Below are 18,513 nucleotides of genomic sequence, written 5' to 3'. Positions count from 1 at the left end.
GGATGCAGGCCGGCGACTTTACCGCCGTCCGATCCATGATCCTCGTCAAGTAAACCACTCGGTTAGTCCCCTGACAGGGCGACCGACACAAACAAGGCCGGCCCGGGAGCAATCCCGGGCCGGCTTTCTGTTGCTATTGATTGCCTACGGATCTTTCGCAGGTCCCTTCTTTGCATCTATCGACTCAAGCAGCGTCACGAATCTTCCAGCCAACTGAACGCGCATCCAAATCAACAGTGTCACCTGGCGGATGACACTTGACACGACACCGAACCATCCGGAGTACTGCGTGAGCAGGCTCGGCGCTGTTACAGACTATGAGCGACCGACCCGTGGAGCACTGCTTCCCTTAGACATACGGTGCCACATAAGCGTGCCTCTCATGTGACCACGGCGATCTGGTTTCTGCCATGAAACGCCCGCGGCAGGCGAGGTTCTGAATATTTTCGCCAGTACCTGCGTGATGAATCTCGATCTTTTGTGACCAGCGGCACCATATGACTCACTGTACGTGCTTGCTAAAGGAGTCTGTACCTCCTCTGACAAGGGGTGCCGTCGCGACCATGACACAAACGACAAAGGCCGACCCGGGGTCAACCCCGAGCCGGCCTCTGCTCTCACGAACAGTCGAAGCCTGCTTCCTACTTCGACAGGATCATCGCCTTTGTCTGGGTGACGTCACCTGCCTTCAGTTCGTAGAAGTACATACCCGATGACAATCCGCTGGCATCCATCGTCACGGAATGATTACCCGGCGGCATCATGTTCTGGACGAGTGTTCCAACGAGACGGCCCGTGGCGTCAAATACTCTGATCGAGACATCTGCCGCTTCAGGAACCGCGTAACGAATCGTTGTGGAAGGATTGAACGGGTTCGGATAGTTCTGCTCGAGAGCGAACGTGGCCGGGACCTCGGAGGCATCGTCAACGTCGGTGACAAATCCGCCGCTGTGCGTGGCCATTGCGTAGTTCGCAGCCCACTGTACGTCTTTATCCGTGTGACACTGCAGGCAGGCAAAGTCCATCGTGACGGCGGCAAGTCCGTTACCATCAAGAGCGACTGAACCACCTCCCGCGGCGAACATCGCCTCATCCTTCGTGAATGCACCCGTATTGATGCCGAAGATGTGCGTTCTAACGTCACCGATCCAGCCATTGCCGACCTGCGCACCGACAGCAGACTTGCTCGCCCGTGGCATGTGACAGTCGATGCAGTTGATTGGCTTATCCATGCCGTTCAGGTTGACCGACTGGGCTGGATGGCACGTCTCACACTGGGTCGTGATCCCCTCCTGGCCTGGGGCGGTGGCATCAGGATAGCGAACAGTTACGTGCGGATTGTGGCAGCTCGCACACGTGAGTTCAGTACCCACACCGTCGCCGTGAGCCGACGCCCGCATCTCGTTAACCTGCTCGTGGTGACGAATGTATCCACCACTTACCGGGATGGCGTTGGTCGCACCGCCTCGCTGATGGCATTCGCCACATCGGGTGATCTTGAGATAGTCGCCCGAATTCGGAGGCAGTACCGGAGGATCTGCAAATGCACCTGCCTGGTGATCACTTCCCGGACCGTGACAACCTTCGCATCGAATCCCGGGCTCGCTGAACGTCCCGAGGCTGTCGGCTACAACATTGTTCCACGATCCCTCAGGCGTCGGACCTGTCGTATGACACTGGAAGCAGCCATAGTTATACTTCTTGTCCTCACCCTTGTGATATGCGGCCCAGCTTGCATCGCGGCCCAGTGACGCAGACGCCCCCAGACTCGGAAGGTTGTACTGTGCCGAATCGCCGACGGTGTAGACTCGCCCGTCAGGTTTCACGAAGCGCGCCTTCCAGCCGTAACCGCCAATCACGTACGCAAAGTCATCCCATGATGTACCCGGAGGCAATACCGGTCCGGTGGTCGTGTTTGCGGGGTATGTCGGCGCAACGCCGCCCGTAACCTCATTCAGTTTGTAGGGGTGGCCGCTCTTCTGGTACTCGGACACAATTTCCGGATTCCTTCCGGTGTGGCAATTGATGCACGCTTGCGAGCCGATGTACGTCGGTTCCAGCACAACTTTGTTCGTGCCGTCCTGCGTAAGGGCCATTCCGAGCATTACCAGGGTTGCCGTCAGTAACGAAAACCACTTCATACGCTCTCCTCCGTCATAACTTGTGTGTTGCTTTCCAAATGTGGGATCCCGCACGGGGACGTACCAGCGGGCGTGAGGGAATTTAGTACATCCCCTACACGTTTCTCCACTTTTTCGGCCGATTCTTCCGTAAGCGATACCTATACATTGTGTAGGGCAATACCCTACGAATAACGGAGAAAGCGGGAACCTGTTCGTGCGCAAGGGGATAAGTCTCGTCACCGCACTTAACCGGGAGAAACGCATGAAAGGAATGACACGCAGGTCGCTCATCGCCGCAGTCGCCGTCGCCATTTTGGCCGTCGGTGGCTTCAGCCTTGTCCGAGGTACCTCGTCGGCAAAGGAGGTCGTCGTGTACAAGACCCCGACGTGCGGGTGTTGTGGCAAATGGGTCGAGCACCTTGAGGGCGCCGGTTACAAGGTGGTCGTGCACGATGTGAACGACTTGACGGGCATCAAGAACATGCATGGCGTCCCACCCGGACTCCGAACGTGTCACACGGGCCTGATCGACGGGTACGTCGTCGAGGGACACGTCCCGGCTGAATTCGTAACGCGGCTCCTGGACGAGAAGCCCGACATCCGGGGGATCGGAGTTCCGGGCATGCCGATCGGATCACCCGGAATGGAAGGCCCGTATCGGGAATCTTACGACGTCGTGGCCTATAGCAACACGGGTCAGACCGCCGTTTTCGGGCATGTTGAGGGTGATGAGGGAAGATAGTCGGCTGTTCAGATTGCTCCGAGAGGAGCGGGTGTAGCAAGCGATGCCGATCAAGGTTGCGGCGATTCAGATGTGCTCCGGTCCCGACAGAGAAGCCAACCTCTCTGCCGCCGACGCCCTGATCGCCGAGGCCGCTGCCCGTGACGCAACCCTCATCTCGCTCCCCGAGAACTTCTCGTTCCTCGGCCGTCCCGAGGACAAGCTGAAAGAGGCGGAAGCTTTTGAAAGTAGCCAGGTGCTCGAGTTTCTGAGAGGCCAGGCGCGCCGACATGCAGTGCATCTGATAGGCGGCAGCATTCCTCTCCGGTCAGAAGATCCGGCTCGTGCCAGCAACTCCTGTCTGGCCCTGAATCCGCAGGGCGAAATCGTCGCCCGCTACGACAAGATGCATCTGTTCGACGTTTCGATCGACGTCGTCAACACGTTCCGCGAATCGGACCACGTGAAGCCCGGCAACGAAACCGTTGTCTTCGCCACCGGCGACCTGACGATCGGACTGAGCATCTGCTTTGATATCCGCTTCCCGGAGTTATACCGGAGCCTGTCGCATGCCGGTGCCGATCTCGTTTTCGTGCCGTCCGCATTCACCGTTCCGACAGGCAAGGCCCACTGGGAGGTTCTGCTCCGTGCGCGTGCGATCGAGAATCTGTGTTACGTTGCAGCACCCGCCCAGATCGGGCAGCACATTCCCGGCCGTACGAGCTACGGGAAATCTATGATCGTAGATCCGTGGGGTACGGTGCTTGGCGTCGCTCCCGACCGGCCGTGCGTCGTCACGTCCGACATAGACATCGGGCACCTGCACCGGGTTCGCACGCAGTTGCCGGCCCTCGAAAAGCGCCGCAACGACGTGTTTCGTGGATGATGTTGGTGGCCGGCAGGCTCAGGCGTTAGCCAGCCCGGGCTTGAACCGAATCACTTCCTTGCAGAGCCGCTCCCAGTCCTTCATTTCGGAGCGAATGCTCTTGCGCAAATCACGAATCTGCGCCTTCTTGATCCGGATCTCCTCCCTCGCCCGCTCCCGCTTCAACACCGAGTAACGGTCGAGATCCGTCTTCATCTGCGCGAGCTTGTCCGTCAGGCTCTCGTAAGTCGTGTCCATCGACGACATGAAAGCCTGCACTCTCGGATGCTCGACATCTCGCAGATGTTGCAGCATTAGCTTGCGGTCGGCGGCGACGAGCGTTCTGTCGATCGCGACGCGGTTGACGCGCTGGAGGTCGCTGGCCAAACCGATCTTGCTCATGAGCCAGATCAGATACTTCGGCGGATCGAACTGGTACCAGCGGACGCCGTTTCGGTAGTCGCCCGAGAATGTGTGGTGGTAGTTATGGTATCCCTCGCCGAACGTAAGGTGTGCAAGAATGAAATTGTTGACGGCCGAGTGCTCACTCGAATACGGCTTGGATCCCCAGATGTGGGCAAGCGAATTAATAAACCACGTCGAATGATGCGTAAGAAACAGGCGCAGGAGAAAGCCGAATATGAGTGCTCCAAAGACATCCTGTGTGAGCGCAGCCACTCCGGCCACCAGCAGAACATTCGTCGCAGTCGCAAGCCATCCGTAATACTTGTGCTGGAACATCACCAGCCTGTTGGCCATGAGGTCGCGAACAAGACGTTCCTCAATTGGAGCCTGGTGCTCGAACAGCCACAGAATGTGGGAGTGCCAGAAACCCTGGTTCGTACCGTAGGGATCGCCTTCCCCATCGACGAATTTGTGGTGCAGGCGGTGGTCGAAGGCCCATTTCAAAGCACTTCCCTGAATTGCCGCCGTGCCAAAGAAGAGCAGAGGAATCTCCAGGATCTTGCTCGCTCTATACGTCTTGTGCGAATAGAAACGATGATATCCCATCGTAATGGCCACCAGGGTGCCTGCCCACAGGAGCGCCATCAGTGCGAGCAGGTCCAGTCCCGGCGTACGGGCAAACAGGTAGATCGGCAGTCCGATAAAAAGGACTGCGTGATAGCCGGCGATAAAAAGCAGCGCGCCCCAGTGCACTCCGGCCCTTTTCCCTCCGTTTTCTGAAGTGGGAAGCGTGGAACTAGTTTGCATATAGATGTCGCAGCGATTCGGGAAGGTTCGATGTGAGGAGCCCGACAGAATCGGCCTTCGGCCTATCTCAATTCCTGATTCGCCAGGTGCAGGCCGCCGTGGGGTCGGGCAAGTCGCTAGTACGCCCGAAGCAGGTGTTCGATTCCCGCTGATGCGATTTTTTGTGGCGCGTGGTTGTTACGGGCGGGAGCGACCGTTCAGCCGCCCCGCCCGTACACAGCTTACCTACGCAGCATCCACATCGCCGTCGGACAGCCGGTCGAGTTGGCGTTTTGCGAAATCGCGACCGCCGATGCCGAACGCGATGGCGGCAGCCAGTGCGATGGCTCCGAGCACGAGACCGAAGGCGAGGTTGATGATCGAGTTCGCCAACCCCATTTGCCGCAGCGCCATGGCACCGGCTAGAACGATAATCGCGGTCCGGGCCGCGATGGCCACAAGAGCCGCCTGACTCATCCCGCTTCCGTGAATCGCCTCGTACGCCAATCGAGCAATGTAGAGCCCGAGTGCGAGGATGACGAGTCCGACTAGCAGCTGTCCTGCGAACACGAGGAATTCGGAGATCAAGGCCGTCAGTGTTACAAAACCGATCAGGCTTGCGGCCTCCATGGACGCGAAAAGCAGGATTGCGATAAGTACGACCGCGCCCGCCAGATCCGATGGGGCCTTGCGACCCTCGGGCCCATCCGCGCTCCACAGTCCGATTCGTGCAAGGAACGCGTTGAAGCCGATGCTTGATAGCAGGTTGCTGACCAGGCCGCCGACAAGCTTGCCTATGACATAGGCAATGATCAGTACGATCGCTGCGGCCAGGATCTGAGGTATGGCCGTAAGAATCAGATCCAGCATCTCACTCGCCGGAGCCGTGACGGCTTCTATGGCGAGTGCATTGAGCGCCGCTATCAGCACCGGAATCAACACGAGTACATATACGATGGTGCCCAGCACCTGGGAAAAACTCTGCGTTCCGAGTATGCCACTCAGTCCTACGCGCTCTGCGAGTCTGTCCGCACCGGCTGCGGAGAGCAAATTGGATACGATGTTCCGTATCAGCTTGGCGATGAAGTAGCCTACGAGCAGAATCACCGCCGCAGCAAAAAGGTTCGGGAGGAACGCCAGCAGTTCTCCCAGCAGCCCTTCAACCGGTCGAAGCAGTCCCTGCAGTTCGAGTGTCCCCAGAATGGCCGGGAGAAAAAGCAGGAAGACGAGGTAGTACACGGCCGTCGCCACTGATTCCGAAAGAGATGCGCCCGGCTGCTCACCTTCGGCTGCTCCACCCAGTTTCTGATCGATGTGCGTGGCCTGAAGTCCCTTGCGCGCCAGCAGGCGAAGAATCCCGGCAACGACGAACGCGACAAGAACGAGGACACCGGCCGCGATCAATTGCGGCAAATAGCCAAAGACGGTGCCCAGGAATTCGTTCAGCGGCGCCGTGACGAACGTGAGCTGAAGCACCTGCAACACCGCCACCAGCACCAGCAACATCACGATGTAGAACACACCTTTCGATATACCTTTCTCCACATCGAGCTTGGCTTCACCGTCATAGAGCGCGTTGGCAAGTTTGTCGTCGAGTGTGGTTTTTCGCAGTATTCGGCGCACAAATGCTGACAACATCCTTGCGATGATGTATCCGACGACAAGTATGGCAAGCGCGCCGAGAACGTTAAGGAGGACAGGCCCGATCTGGGCTGTCATTCGATCTATCAATTCTTGCATGGTGTACATCCTCCGGTGAGACAGAAAAAACACGAACGCCACGTCCCGTAATCCGCTACGAGATAGCGGGTCGTGCCCCCCAGCGCCAACATAATCAGCGGGTTTCGCCTGTGCAACGGTCTGGCGTTCAATCCGATATGCGCAGTCCAGCTTGATCCATCGAGTAGCTTTCCACCGATTTCAGCCTATTGCAGGTCGGTCACACGCACCCATCGGGCCGTGTTCAACAATTGCATTTCCTTCGGATCAATCCTACGTTTCTATATTGGATCATTGTCAAAGTAAACGGCATCCCGCCATGATTTTTCGGAGACTACTCAGGATTACTGCCCTCGCCACGCTTCTGTCCGTTTCGGGGATATGGGGCGTGTACGGACAGGATATCGAGGATGACATCAAGCAGGTCGAACAACAACTCGAAGATGCCCGGTCGAAGCAGATAGACCTGGTGTCCCCACGTTACTTCTCTGAAGCAGAGAAACGACTGGCGGAGGCCAAGGATCGATACGACCGCAGCGGCAAGATCGAAGATATTCGGAAGCGGCTGGCAGAGGTAAGGACAGCGCTCACCAGCGCGATGCAGTATGAGGAGGTGGGCAAAGTCCTCCTTCGGACTGCCATTGAGGCGCGGAACGCTGCAGCCGAAGCGGGAGCGCCCGAATTTGCAGCGACAGAATGGAAGAATGCGGAAAAGATCATGCAGGAGGCAGGCGAGCGCGTCGAGAAGGGTGACCAGAACGGTACTCGCGATCGCGCCCGCGGTGCGGAGCAGACGTATCGGGCGGCCGAACTTGTAGCGATCCGCGCGGACGTACTCGGCAAGGCACGTTCGGCTCGATCTTCCGCCACCCAGAGTGAGGCGCAGAAATGGGCCGCGGCGACATTTGCCGATGCAGAAGCTTTGCTCCGCCAGGCCGAACGCGAGCTGACGGAGAACCGGTACGATCGCTCTGGGGCGCGCAACCTTGCACAGAGGGCACAGTCGCAGTTTACTCGTGCCGGACGGATTGCGCAGACCGCCCAGCGGGTCGACGACGACGCAAAAAAGAGGGTTGAGGCACTCGTGCTGGAACAGGAAGCACTTGTCGGGCGAGTGGCGGAAAGCCTGAACCGCGTGCCGGACTTCGCAGAGGGCATTGAACCCGTGACGGACGAGGTGGTAAGCGCTGTCGGGAGTCTGTATGACGATCGGTCCAACTTGCAGGAGGAACTGTCTCGCAAGAACGTGGAGATCGACCGTCTTCGAAACGTGGAGATGAAGAGACTGAAAGAGCTGGTCGATTCGCTTGACACACGCCTTGCGATGCTCGAGCAGCGCGAACGGGCGGTCACGGCAGAGTTGCGAGAGAGAAACGAAGAGGAAGAAAAAATCCGTCGCGTGAAATCGACGTTCGGAGCTGATGAAGCCGAGGTTCTCATCTCTGGTGACCGGATGATGCTCCGGCTCTACAGCCTCACGTTCGCCTCTGGAAGCGCAGAAATCCGCCCGGACAATTTCTCACTTCTTACGAAGGTTCAGCGTGTGCTCAGGGAGTTTCCCAACTCGCCATTGATTGTCTCTGGTCATACCGATTCCCGCGGCTACGATGCGACCAATCTGTCGCTCAGCCAACGCCGCGCGGATGCCGTCCGAGAGTACCTTCTGGCTAACATGTCCATTGACGACGGTCAAATTAGCGCGATGGGGTTCGGTGAATCGCGACCTATCGCGAGCAATGACAATGCGCAGGGACAGGCGAAGAACCGTCGAATCGAGATCATCGTCAGCATGTCCGGAGAGCCCATAAGCGGTATGTAGTTCATCCATTTACAGGGTCGTCCCGGAAGGGTGGCCAAAAAGCGCGGGAAAACCGCTTCGGGTCATACTCGGGGCGGTTTTTCTTATGGGACGCATTCTATCCCACAGAACGCCGGGCCGGGCCGCGAAATCCTTTTCACGAAATCCTCAACTTTTGAGAATATCGCCCGATAATGGACAGGATAGAGGTATTGATTGCCGAAAGATTTCTTGTTTTGAACGCTAGATTCCCGACGCCGGTCGCATTACCTGCTCCAAAGACGCGAACCGCCGGTGCCGCTAGTCGCACCCCGTGTCGTTATCCGTCCACGGGCGACAAGTGTGCTCGCGCGGTTCTTGCTCTACTGGTTGCACTCGCCACACTGACTGGTGGACAGGTCCTCGGCCAGCAGAGCGTGGTCGACCACTACCGGACCAGAGACGGTCTGCCAAACAGCCTTGTCAAGTTCAGCTTCCAGGACGAGTCCGGCTTTGTATGGCTCGCGACGGACGGTGGGCTCGTGCGCTTCGACGGCGTCAACTTCGAAACGTTCACGACTGCTAACGGACTGCACAGCAACTACGTCAAGTCGATCTTTGCCAACAGCCGTGGCCGACTGTTCGTCGTTACCGACCTCGGAATATCGGAGGTGATCCGAACAACCACAGAAACTAAGATCACGTCCATCGTACGCGGGAGTTCGGCGGTTCAGGATTCCCTCCTCTTCTACCCGAAGAAAATGATCGAGGATCGCGCCGGTAACCTGTGGGTATCGGACGCGCGGGGCCTGATGCGGTTGTCGGCGGCCGGCCAGCGCCGCTACACGCTGCCCGCACACTCCTGGCCGAACTCTTTCGTTCGATCCTATTCTCTAATCGAAGACGATCTCGGCCATCTCATCGCGATCTCTGAGCGGGGCTGCGTCTTCTACCTGGAAACGAACGAAGACCGTTTTGTCGAACTGAAGACTCCCGTCGACTTTGTGCAAAGCAACACAGCCCTGTTGCGAGCGGACGGCTCGATCTGGGTGGGAGGAGCATACGGCATACACTCCTTCGAGTTCACGGCCGACCACCAGGTATCGGACTGGACGCTTGTCACGGACCACGACGGCATCATGGATATCGCGGATCTCGGTGACGGTCGTCTTGTGGCTGGTACATCCGGGAGTGGCCTGCTAGTCCTCTCACAGGACGAGACGGGGTGGAATGCCAGGCCCTCCGACAGTCAGAATCTCGAAGTCGTCCATGATGTCGCCCTGGATTCGGAAGGCAATTGGTTCGCTGCAACTGACGACGGCCTGGCGATCGTTCGGCGCTCCTACTTCACGTCGGCGATAGACTTCAAGAGCACGGCGATCCAGTCCACCGCTACGGGCCAACGCGGCGAGGTCTTCGGGATACACGAGACGAACTTCGTTCGACTGACCAGAAATGGAACCGGGTCACCTCACCGGACCATGTTTGTGACTGATGAAGTTCTGACGGCACTAGCCACAGATGGAGTCACACACTGGGCGGGATCGGCAAACGGTACCGTGTACCGTTATCGATCGGATGTTCTGACTTCGTTCCGGCTGGATAGCAGGCAAGCCATCGCTTCAATGGCAGTCGATGGAAACGGGGACCTGTGGATCAATCATTTCAATGCAACAGAAGTGGCTCGAATTGCTGCCGACGGCACGGTCGACTACTACGGACCGGAAGACGGTATCGCTTCAACCGTTAATGCGGTTCGCTATCTCCGGGGTGACATCTTCGCCACCGGAACCGGCACGAGCTACCTGTTTCAGTACAACCCGGCGAAAGATCGATTTGATGACCTTTCGCAGCCTCTGGCCTTCGAGACAATAACCGACATCTCGATAAATGACGTTGACATTGACCACGATGGAAACCTCTGGCTGGGGTCGAGCGAAGGGTTGCTCGAGTACAAATCAGGAAGCACCACCAAGCTACACGCAAGCCATGCTCTCGCATCGGAGGATATTCGAGCCCTTGCTCACGATCGATTCGGGCACACGTGGATCGGTACTGGCCGAGGTCTTTATCGGTACACGGCAGGCCAGATCTCGCAATTCAATCACGATCCCGGCATCGGAAACCTGACGATCAACTTCCGGTCCATTGCAATCGATTCCGAACAGCGGGTCTGGGTCGGGCACTACGCCGGAATATCGTACTGGAGTCGAAGGCCGGGTGAGACGCACGTTACTCCCCGACCGGTACTCCGCGCCTTGTCCGTGGACGACGTCCTCGTGGATGCATCGAACGGTGAGATTGACGTGTCATACGGCTCCTTCGTTGAGGCCGACCTGGTTGCGTTGTCTTTCCCCGGGCACAACATCCTTTACCAGACTCGTATGAGTCGATCGCCCGGTGAGTGGAGCAAGTCAGAATCAGAAGCTCATATCCACTTCCCAAGCGCAACAAGCGGCACACACCTCGTTCAGATACGTGCGCAGCAGGATGGACACCTGTGGAGCGCACCGACGGATATCCGCATCAGTGTCGCATTGCCGTGGTATCGGGCGTGGTGGGTCGTCGCTCTTTTCCTCGCAGCAAGCATCGCACTCATCGTCTTGATGTGGGTCGGACAGGACAGAATCCGGACGATGCAGTTGCGCACGCAAAATCAGAAACTGGAGCGTCTTGTCACCAAACGAACGAAGGAACTGATCGACCAGAAGACCACGATCGAAGAGACGAATCGTGAACTAAAGAGAGTTCTGGAACGAAACCATGAGTTCCTGGGAATTGCCGCCCACGACCTCAGGAATCCTCTCACGAGTTTGATCGGCTTTTCCGAACTGCTCATCGACAGCATCGACGAGATGAGGTCCGACGACTTCGTGGAAAAGGGGGCCGAAGTGCTGCCGATCATTCACCGAGCGGCGACGACAATGCAGGGAGTCATTCAGGACTTGCTGGATGCCCAGCTCGTTGAGCGCTCGGATGGCAACCTGAAGATGGTTGACACCGATTTTGTGCAGATGACACGATCCGTTGTAGATATGAATGCGGTCGCCAGTCGTCGGAAAGGAATCACACTGACCTTTGTCCCGCACGGAGTCTATCGGGCGACGGTCGATCGACGGAGCATGCAGCGAGTCCTCGACAACCTCATCAGCAATGCCGTCAAGTACTCACCAGGTGGAAGCGAGGTCACGATTCGAATCATGCACACAGGGCACTCCTTACGCTTCAGTGTGTTGGACGAAGGGCCCGGGCTCACGGACGAAGACAAGAGCAAGGTGTTCGGCAAGCTGCAGCGGCTATCCGCTCGTCCTACGGGCGGTGAGACGTCGACCGGTCTCGGACTCTATATTGCCAGTTCCGTCGTCGAGATGCACGGAGGCACGATCGGCGTCGACAGCGTATCGGGCCACGGTGCGGAATTCTGGCTCGAGATCCCGGCGCAGCAGGCTCTCGCAGCGGCCTGACACCATCGACATCGGCGCCGACGCCGACCAAACGCGTCGGCGTTTTTCGTACGCAGTTCACGTCGAGACACGCCAATCCACTCGCACGCATCGGAAATTCCCGGATCCAGTGCGTAACAGTAACAGGAGCGTAGTATGCCCGATCATCTGTCCGAGCTAAGAACCCACCTCGCACGGGTCCGCGATCTGGAGAGTGCTGCAGCCGTCCTCGAATGGGACCAGGAGACGTATATGCCGGCTGGCTCCATAGAGTCGCGGGCCAACCAGATAGGAACTCTGCGCCAGATGGCGCACGATGCAGCGACCAGTGACAGGGTCGGCAGTCTGCTGCAGACGTTGGAGGAAATGCACGACGACGGCGACGACTTCACGACGTCTCTGATTCGGATCGCTCGACGTGACTATGATCGAGCGACGAGGTTGCCGCCTACTCTGGTATCGAGACTGGCCAGGGTCTCCGCCATCGCGAAAGAGGCCTGGAAGGAGGCACGGGATACGGATCGCTTCGACCTGTTCTCGCCACACCTCCGACAGATCGTCGAACTGAACATCGAGAAAGCGGAGTCGCTGGGATTCACTGAGTCGGTCTACGATCCGTTACTCGACGAATTCGAGCCGGGCATGACGGCAGCGGAGGTGTCAACACTCTTTCTCGAACTGAGGGCAAAGTTAGTGCCGATCGTTCGCGCCATTGCTGCAGCGCCCCAGGTCGATGATTCGATTCTTCGACGCCGCTACCCGCACGACGCGCAGTGGAGATTCGGCGAGAGCGTAATCCGTGATTTCGGATATGATTTCAATCGCGGTCGACAGGACCTGTCAGCTCATCCATTCACGACGACGTTTTCCATAAACGACGTACGCCTCACAACCCGAATAGAGGAGGACTTCTTCTCCCCTGGATTCTTCGGGACGCTGCATGAAGCCGGTCACGGATTGTACGAGCAGGGTATCGCTGCGTCGTTGGAAAGAACACCTTTAGCCTCAGGGACATCTCTCGGAATGCACGAGTCGCAGTCGCGGCTCTGGGAAAACCTTGTTGGCCGGAGCAGAATCTTCTGGCAACATTACCTCCCTGTTCTGCAATCGCGATTCCCCGGCCTTGTGGATGACGTCTCCGTCGACGAGTTCTACCGGGCGGTCAACCAGGTGACAGCATCGCCAATTCGTGTCGAAGCCGACGAGGTCACGTATAACCTCCACATCATGCTCCGATTCGAAATCGAGATGGACCTTCTGACGGGAAAGCTGGACGTCGAAGAGATACCGGATTCGTGGAACGACCGGATGGTGGAGTATCTCGGCCTTCGGCCGGCCAACAACGCCACCGGAGCGCTTCAGGACATCCACTGGTCTCTGGGCACTTTCGGATACTTCCCCACCTATACGCTTGGCAATCTGATATCCGTGCAGCTCTTTGATCGACTTCGGGCCGACGTCCCGGGAGTTACGGATGATATCGGGCGTGGCGATTTCGACCGACTGCTGGCCTGGCTCCGCGAGCATGTCCATCGACACGGAAGAAGCCGCTCGGCGGCACAGATCATTCAAGATACCTGTGATACCGAGCTCAGCGCCGAGCCATGGTTGACGTACATCCGCCAGAAATACGGCGAGATCTACGGATCGCTTGAATAGGCTTACGGAATGAATTCGAGCGGCCTTGATGCTCAAAAAAGGTCGAATCGGTACCTTGTTGTTAGGGCCAAGGCGCAAGTGGCGTACGGATGACAACGAATCGCAGCCGAATCCCGTCTCGACCGCAATTCCTGATCACCAGAACACCTGACGCATGCTGGACGAAGCAAATCTCGAAGCCCTCTACAACATGATTCTCGGGTACGGTCTGAAGGTACTGGGAGCCATAGTCGTAATCATCGTCGGCTGGATCGCCTCCAAGTGGGCGAGGCGGATCGTGATAAAGGCGTTTGAGCGCCGACCAGGATCGGACGCGACGCTGGCAAAGTTTTTCTCGAACCTGGTTGCGTGGCTTGTGATCGTCATTGCGTTCATCGCGGCGCTGGAGATGTTTGGCGTACAGACGACCAGTTTCGTCGCACTCCTCGGCGCGGCAGGACTCGCGATCGGTCTGGCATTCCAGGGCACGCTGTCGAACTTCGCGGCGGGCGTAATGCTTCTGGTCTTCCGCCCGTTCAAAGTCGGTGACGCCATCAAGGTGGCGGGAGAACTGGGTGTGGTAGAGGAGGTCGGCCTGTTCGTCACCAATCTCGACACGCCGGACAACCGGCGCATCGTCATTCCGAACAGCAACATATTTGGATCGGTGATAGAGACCCTCACGTTCCACCCGACCCGTCGCGTTGACGTGCCGGTCGGAACCGAGTATCCCGCAGACATCGATGCCGTGCGGGCTATTCTTCAGAAAGCAGCGAACGCTGTCGAGGGGCGCCTTGATGATCGTGCGCCGGAGATTTTCCTTCAAGATCTGGGGGCGTCGTCAATCGACTGGGTCGTCCGGGTATGGGCGCCTACGGCCGACTACTGGACGGTGCGTCAGGCTACCATTCGAGACGTCAAGAAATCACTCGACGATGCGGGCATCGGCATCCCCTTCCCGCAGATGGACGTCCACCTCGACGGCCTGCCGACAGGCGCATCGGGAGACTAGTACCGAACGCATTCGGTAAATCAAGATGCCTGATCCTCAAGCTCAACAAGCGTGGAGTCCGTCGTCGTGGCGACGGAAAGAGACGCTGCAGCAGCCGACGTATCCGGACAGTGCGGCGCTTGAGGAAACGCTTGCGAAGTTATCTGGGCTGCCACCCCTCGTGACCTCGTGGGAAATCGAGCGTCTCAATCATCAACTGGCCGAGGTCGCTGAAGGAAAGAGATTTCTGCTTCAGGGTGGAGATTGCGCCGAAAGCCTCGCGGATTGCGAGTCTGGAGTAATCACGCGGCGTCTGAAGATCCTCCTTCAGATGAGTCTCGTCCTCGTGTACGGGTTGCGTCTTCCCGTGGTCCGTGTCGGACGCTTTGCGGGCCAGTACGCGAAACCGCGGTCGGCCGACAACGAGACCCGCGGCGGGGTGACGCTGCCCGCATACCGCGGAGACATCGTTAACCGGCCAGGTTTCTCTGAATCCGATCGTGTCCCGGATCCCCAGTATATGCTTGAGGCGTACAGCGCATCGGCGTTGACGCTGAATTTTGTTCGGGCGCTCGCTGCGGGCGGTTTTGCAGACCTCCATCACCCGGAATACTGGGATGTCGATTTCCTGAAGCACTCGCCGATGGAGGATGAATACGAGGCCATTGTCGATGAGATCGGCAGTGCACTCATGTTCATGGAGATCGTCCACGGTGCACCCATTGAGGGACTTTCGACGGTCGAGTTCTTCACCAGCCACGAGGCACTTCTACTGCCGTACGAACAGGCCCTGACGCGGGCCGTGCCGCACAACACCGGGATCTACAACCTGTCGACGCATTTCCCCTGGGTCGGCGTCAGGACCGCGCACGTCGATAGCGCGCATGTGGAGTACGCGCGCGGCCTGGCGAACCCGATCGCGATCAAGGTAGGTCCCGACACCACACCCGACGAGCTTGTCCAACTGACCGAAGTCCTGAGCCCACAGAACAAGCCCGGGAGAATAACACTCATCACGCGTCTCGGAAGTTTGCGGGTCGCCGATCATTTGCCGCGATTGGTGCGTGCCGTGGTGGAGGAGGGGCGACGAGTGATATGGTGTTGCGATCCGATGCACGGAAACACGGAGATCACCGCCGACGGAGTCAAGACGCGGCGGTTCGAAAACATCATGTCGGAACTCACGCAGGCGTTCGAGATCCACAACAGCCTCGGAAGCCGACTAAACGGCGTACATATTGAACTCACCGGCGATGACGTCACTGAATGTGTCGGCGGGGCGCGCGGTCTGCGGGAGAGCGATCTCGGGAGGTCTTATAAATCGGCTGTCGACCCGCGGCTGAATGCGGAGCAGGCGCTGGAACTGGCGTTCGAGATTGTTCGACAGATTCAGCGAGACCGGCAGTCGGCGTGAAGCACGGCTGGCCTTATCCCCGCAGCGCGGACTCCCTCGGCTGCCTCCTCGTTTCTGACTCCACCACGTGGTGAATCCACGCTCCTCCGAGCACGTCGTCTCCCTCATACAGCACTACCGCCTGGCCGGGAGTAACGGCAGGCCGCGGCATCTCGAAAACGACTTCCAATTCATCAGCCGCAGTCTGACTGACGCGACACGGCGCTCCTTCATCCTTGTACCGGATCTTGCCCGTCGCACTCAGCACGTTGTCTAACCGGTCGTACTTGATAAGATTGATCTGTCGCGCAACCAGTGCCTGCTTCATGAGCTCGTCCCTCGGCCCGACGGTTATCCGGTTCTGCTTCGCGTCGATGCCTGTCACATATATGGGGTGCCCCAGCGCGAGCCCAAGCCCGTGCCGCTGACCGATAGTGTAGAACGGGTATCCATCGTGTCGACCGATTACCGACCCGTCGGCCGTCACGAAGTCGCCGGGGCCGACCTTTTCGTCCAGTCGAGTCACCCGATCCCTGAGAAATCGACGGTAGTCGTTGTCCGGCACGAAGCAAATCTCATACGAGTCCGGTTTGTCAGCGACTCGATCCAACCCAAAATCAGTCGCCATTCGCCGGATCTCGGGCTTTGAGTGCGTGCCCAGCGGCAGGATTGTTCGGGCGAAGTGTGCCTGGTCGACTCCCCAGAGTGCGTAGCTCTGATCCTTATTGTCGTCGAGTCCTTTCATCAAGACGTGACGGCCGCTCACATCATCGTGCCGTACCCGCGCGTAGTGCCCCGTAGCAATAGCGTCACAACCTAGCGCGTCGGCCCGCTTGAGAAGAGCGGCCCACTTGATGTGCGTATTGCATAGCACACAGGGATTCGGCGTCCGCCCTGCCATGTACTCGTCCGTAAATCGGTCAATGACCCAATCACCGAACTCCTCACGAATATCAATGATGAAGTGCGTAAATCCGTATTTGAGTGCTACACTTCGCGCATCGTTCATCGACTCGAGCGTACAGCATCCGATCTGTTTGCCGTTGGACGGACCGGTCGACGCATAGTCCCACGTCTTCATGGTGATACCGATCACCTCGTAGCCCTGCTCGGAAAGCATGACGGCTGCAACGGACGAGTCTACTCCTCCGCTCATAGCGACCAGTACCCGACCGTGCGTGCTCATTTTGCTTGATTCGGACTCGTTACAACCAGTTGATTCGAACGACGCCATACCGTCGCCGTTCCAGGCACGTGTTGCCCCTGCAGATTGGCGCGGCAGAACCGTGATCACCGTCTTAAGACAATATTCGCTTGTAACCTGCGAAGGTGCGCGCCAATTTTGAAGTCCCGACACACTCGGGGTCGTTCCAGCGGCTTGTGCGTTTTAAGCCCGAAATCCTGCTAATTCGATCTCACCCTCATGAACACAGTTCGGTCCTCAAAGCCTTCGGCACGGACATACGTCCGCACTCACAGTGCTCCCGCCGCGATAGGTCCCTACAGCCAGGCGGTCCTGATCAAGGATACACTGTATTGCTCAGGTCAGATCGCGATTGACCCGGAGACTTCCCATCTCGTCTCCGAGACGTTGGAGGGTGAGGCGGAGCAGGTGCTTCAGAATCTCGGAGCCGTTCTCAAGGCGGCCAGCATGTCCTACGAGCACGTGGTGCACTGCACGGTTTATCTGCAGGATATCAACGACTACGCCGTGGTCAACGACGTGTATGCACGCTATTTCAGTGAGGAGCCGCCGGCGCGCGAAACGGTTCAGGTCGCCGGGCTGCCTCGTGGCGCACGCGTAGAGATTGCCTGCGTCGCCTGTCGCTAGACGCCTTCCACTTCGACCGACAGGGTCATCACGACCTCCAGACTGTAATCCTTCGTCGCGTCCAGAGCGGCTGCATCGACCTGAAGCACGGCGTCGAAACTCCCCGCCTTAAGGATCGTCGACACGTCGCGATTCTGGATTACATTCAGAGCGGCCGGTTCGTCACTAGTGAACCCACGGCGCGAAGCCACCTCTCGCACGGTCGTTTCACGTCGTAGCTGAAGGACTACCTCGTTGAATGCTCGGAGGTCGATTCCGCTGCCTACAAATGTCGGTGTAACCAGCTCGATGCTTGCTACGGTGAGGCGACCTGACACGACCTCTGCCAGCGTGAAACCACCCAGAGACGACAACTGCGGTCCGATGTTGAAAGAAGCGTTGGACGATACGTCCGACGGCTGTCCGACGGTCAGGCTTCCGCCATCGAACTCAAATTCGAAATCGACTCTGACATCGCCCAGAACGATGGTGTCGGTGGCGGCCGTGTCGCAGCCCGTCAGGGAAACAAGCACGAATGTTGCGGCGGTCAGCACCAGGGCTCGACCACGCGTGATGGGACTTCTCATTGGTTCTGATCTCGAATCAAGTGGGGCGTTCGAAGACAAAATACAGACTGGGACGGGATGTCGCGCGAGGTTCTGCCTCCTGGGATGGAACCGACACCATCGACGACCATGCACATTCCGGAGCAGGGTCTACTGAGTAGACGACACGAGGTTCAGTTCGCGCTCGTAGCTCACCTTGAAATCACGAATGGCGCGGTATATGGCGCTCGCCATGTATGTCTGGCCACTGCTCGAATTGAGGAAATTGGCTTCGCT

14 protein-coding genes are annotated in these 18,513 nt (G+C 58.1%); 8 read left to right on the top strand and 6 right to left on the bottom strand.

What is annotated here, in order from left to right:
• Nucleotides 1–641: 641 nt before the first annotated feature.
• The gene (locus HKN37_04490; GenBank protein NNE45901.1) at nt 642–2,141 is read right to left on the bottom strand and encodes a T9SS type A sorting domain-containing protein; all 1,500 of its coding nucleotides are present in this window, start codon (nt 2,139–2,141) and stop codon (nt 642–644) included.
• Nucleotides 2,142–2,385: 244 nt separating this feature from the next.
• Between HKN37_04490 and HKN37_04485 the strand changes: the two genes are divergently transcribed.
• Both HKN37_04485 and HKN37_04480 read left to right on the top strand, forming a co-directional pair.
• Nucleotides 2,386–2,865, top strand: coding sequence for a DUF411 domain-containing protein (locus HKN37_04485; protein NNE45900.1), 480 nt, complete (start codon nt 2,386–2,388; stop codon nt 2,863–2,865).
• A 43-nt stretch (nt 2,866–2,908) separates the two neighbouring features.
• Nucleotides 2,909–3,730 (top strand): carbon-nitrogen hydrolase family protein, encoded by an 822-nt coding sequence (locus tag HKN37_04480; GenBank protein ID NNE45899.1) that lies wholly within the window; start codon nt 2,909–2,911, stop codon nt 3,728–3,730.
• A gap of 18 nt (nt 3,731–3,748) precedes the next feature.
• Here the strand turns inward: HKN37_04480 and HKN37_04475 are convergent, their stop codons facing one another.
• Nucleotides 3,749–4,921, bottom strand: a complete 1,173-nt coding sequence (locus HKN37_04475) for an acyl-CoA desaturase (GenBank protein NNE45898.1) — start codon at nt 4,919–4,921, stop codon at nt 3,749–3,751.
• Nucleotides 4,922–5,146: 225 nt separating this feature from the next.
• Nucleotides 5,147–6,649: a mechanosensitive ion channel gene (locus HKN37_04470; GenBank protein NNE45897.1), complete on the bottom strand. Its 1,503-nt coding sequence runs from the start codon at nt 6,647–6,649 to the stop codon at nt 5,147–5,149.
• Nucleotides 6,650–6,938: 289 nt separating this feature from the next.
• Between HKN37_04470 and HKN37_04465 the strand changes: the two genes are divergently transcribed.
• The 5 genes from HKN37_04465 to HKN37_04445 all read left to right on the top strand — a co-directional run bounded on the left by HKN37_04465 (nt 6,939) and on the right by HKN37_04445 (nt 15,882).
• The gene (locus tag HKN37_04465; GenBank protein ID NNE45896.1) at nt 6,939–8,438 is read left to right on the top strand and encodes an OmpA family protein; all 1,500 of its coding nucleotides are present in this window, start codon (nt 6,939–6,941) and stop codon (nt 8,436–8,438) included.
• A 215-nt stretch (nt 8,439–8,653) separates the two neighbouring features.
• Complete coding sequence (locus tag HKN37_04460; protein NNE45895.1) at nt 8,654–11,860, top strand: hypothetical protein; 3,207 nt, start codon at nt 8,654–8,656, stop codon at nt 11,858–11,860.
• A 135-nt stretch (nt 11,861–11,995) separates the two neighbouring features.
• A complete protein-coding gene (locus tag HKN37_04455) occupies nt 11,996–13,498 on the top strand; it encodes a carboxypeptidase M32 (GenBank protein NNE45894.1) in 1,503 nt (500 codons plus the stop codon).
• 154 nt (nt 13,499–13,652) lie between these two features.
• Nucleotides 13,653–14,489 (top strand): mechanosensitive ion channel, encoded by an 837-nt coding sequence (locus HKN37_04450; GenBank protein ID NNE45893.1) that lies wholly within the window; start codon nt 13,653–13,655, stop codon nt 14,487–14,489.
• 25 nt (nt 14,490–14,514) lie between these two features.
• Nucleotides 14,515–15,882, top strand: coding sequence for a 3-deoxy-7-phosphoheptulonate synthase class II (locus HKN37_04445; protein ID NNE45892.1), 1,368 nt, complete (start codon nt 14,515–14,517; stop codon nt 15,880–15,882).
• 13 nt (nt 15,883–15,895) lie between these two features.
• On the opposite strand, the gene mnmA is transcribed toward HKN37_04445, so the two are convergent.
• Nucleotides 15,896–17,047 carry a tRNA 2-thiouridine(34) synthase MnmA gene (mnmA, locus tag HKN37_04440; GenBank protein ID NNE45891.1) on the bottom strand — a complete coding sequence of 384 codons (1,152 nt, stop codon included), beginning with the start codon at nt 17,045–17,047 and terminating at the stop codon, nt 15,896–15,898.
• A gap of 237 nt (nt 17,048–17,284) precedes the next feature.
• Here mnmA and HKN37_04435 point away from each other — a divergent pair, with 237 nt between their 5' ends.
• The gene (locus HKN37_04435) at nt 17,285–17,692 is read left to right on the top strand and encodes a RidA family protein (protein ID NNE45890.1); all 408 of its coding nucleotides are present in this window, start codon (nt 17,285–17,287) and stop codon (nt 17,690–17,692) included.
• Here the strand turns inward: HKN37_04435 and HKN37_04430 are convergent.
• Together HKN37_04430 and HKN37_04425 are read right to left on the bottom strand one after the other, a co-directional pair.
• Nucleotides 17,689–18,258, bottom strand: coding sequence for a hypothetical protein (locus tag HKN37_04430; GenBank protein NNE45889.1), 570 nt, complete (start codon nt 18,256–18,258; stop codon nt 17,689–17,691). The two genes, HKN37_04435 and HKN37_04430, sit on opposite strands and share 4 nt — an antisense overlap.
• A 129-nt stretch (nt 18,259–18,387) precedes the next feature.
• A partial coding sequence (locus tag HKN37_04425) for an N-acetylmuramoyl-L-alanine amidase (GenBank protein NNE45888.1) occupies nt 18,388–18,513 on the bottom strand: 126 nt, incomplete at its 5' end.

The organism is Rhodothermales bacterium, from assembly GCA_013002345.1.
GTDB lineage: Bacteria > Bacteroidota > Rhodothermia > Rhodothermales > JABDKH01 > JABDKH01.
The sequence above is the reverse complement of the archived record's forward strand: the minus strand, read 5'-3'. Positions and strand labels throughout refer to the sequence as shown.

What these genes read in the sequence shown, in the direction of transcription:
- HKN37_04490 (NNE45901.1), bottom strand. Translation starts at nt 2,141, where the DNA reads ATGAAGTGGTTTTCGTTACTGACGGCAACCCTGGTAATGCTCGGAATG.
- HKN37_04485 (NNE45900.1), top strand. Translation starts at nt 2,386, where the DNA reads ATGAAAGGAATGACACGCAGGTCGCTCATCGCCGCAGTCGCCGTCGCC.
- HKN37_04480 (NNE45899.1), top strand. Translation starts at nt 2,909, where the DNA reads ATGCCGATCAAGGTTGCGGCGATTCAGATGTGCTCCGGTCCCGACAGA.
- HKN37_04475 (NNE45898.1), bottom strand. Translation starts at nt 4,921, where the DNA reads ATGCAAACTAGTTCCACGCTTCCCACTTCAGAAAACGGAGGGAAAAGG.
- HKN37_04470 (NNE45897.1), bottom strand. Translation starts at nt 6,649, where the DNA reads ATGTACACCATGCAAGAATTGATAGATCGAATGACAGCCCAGATCGGG.
- HKN37_04465 (NNE45896.1), top strand. Translation starts at nt 6,939, where the DNA reads ATGATTTTTCGGAGACTACTCAGGATTACTGCCCTCGCCACGCTTCTG.
- HKN37_04455 (NNE45894.1), top strand. Translation starts at nt 11,996, where the DNA reads ATGCCCGATCATCTGTCCGAGCTAAGAACCCACCTCGCACGGGTCCGC.
- HKN37_04450 (NNE45893.1), top strand. Translation starts at nt 13,653, where the DNA reads ATGCTGGACGAAGCAAATCTCGAAGCCCTCTACAACATGATTCTCGGG.
- HKN37_04445 (NNE45892.1), top strand. Translation starts at nt 14,515, where the DNA reads ATGCCTGATCCTCAAGCTCAACAAGCGTGGAGTCCGTCGTCGTGGCGA.
- mnmA (NNE45891.1), bottom strand. Translation starts at nt 17,047, where the DNA reads ATGAGCACGCACGGTCGGGTACTGGTCGCTATGAGCGGAGGAGTAGAC.
- HKN37_04435 (NNE45890.1), top strand. Translation starts at nt 17,285, where the DNA reads ATGAACACAGTTCGGTCCTCAAAGCCTTCGGCACGGACATACGTCCGC.
- HKN37_04430 (NNE45889.1), bottom strand. Translation starts at nt 18,258, where the DNA reads ATGAGAAGTCCCATCACGCGTGGTCGAGCCCTGGTGCTGACCGCCGCA.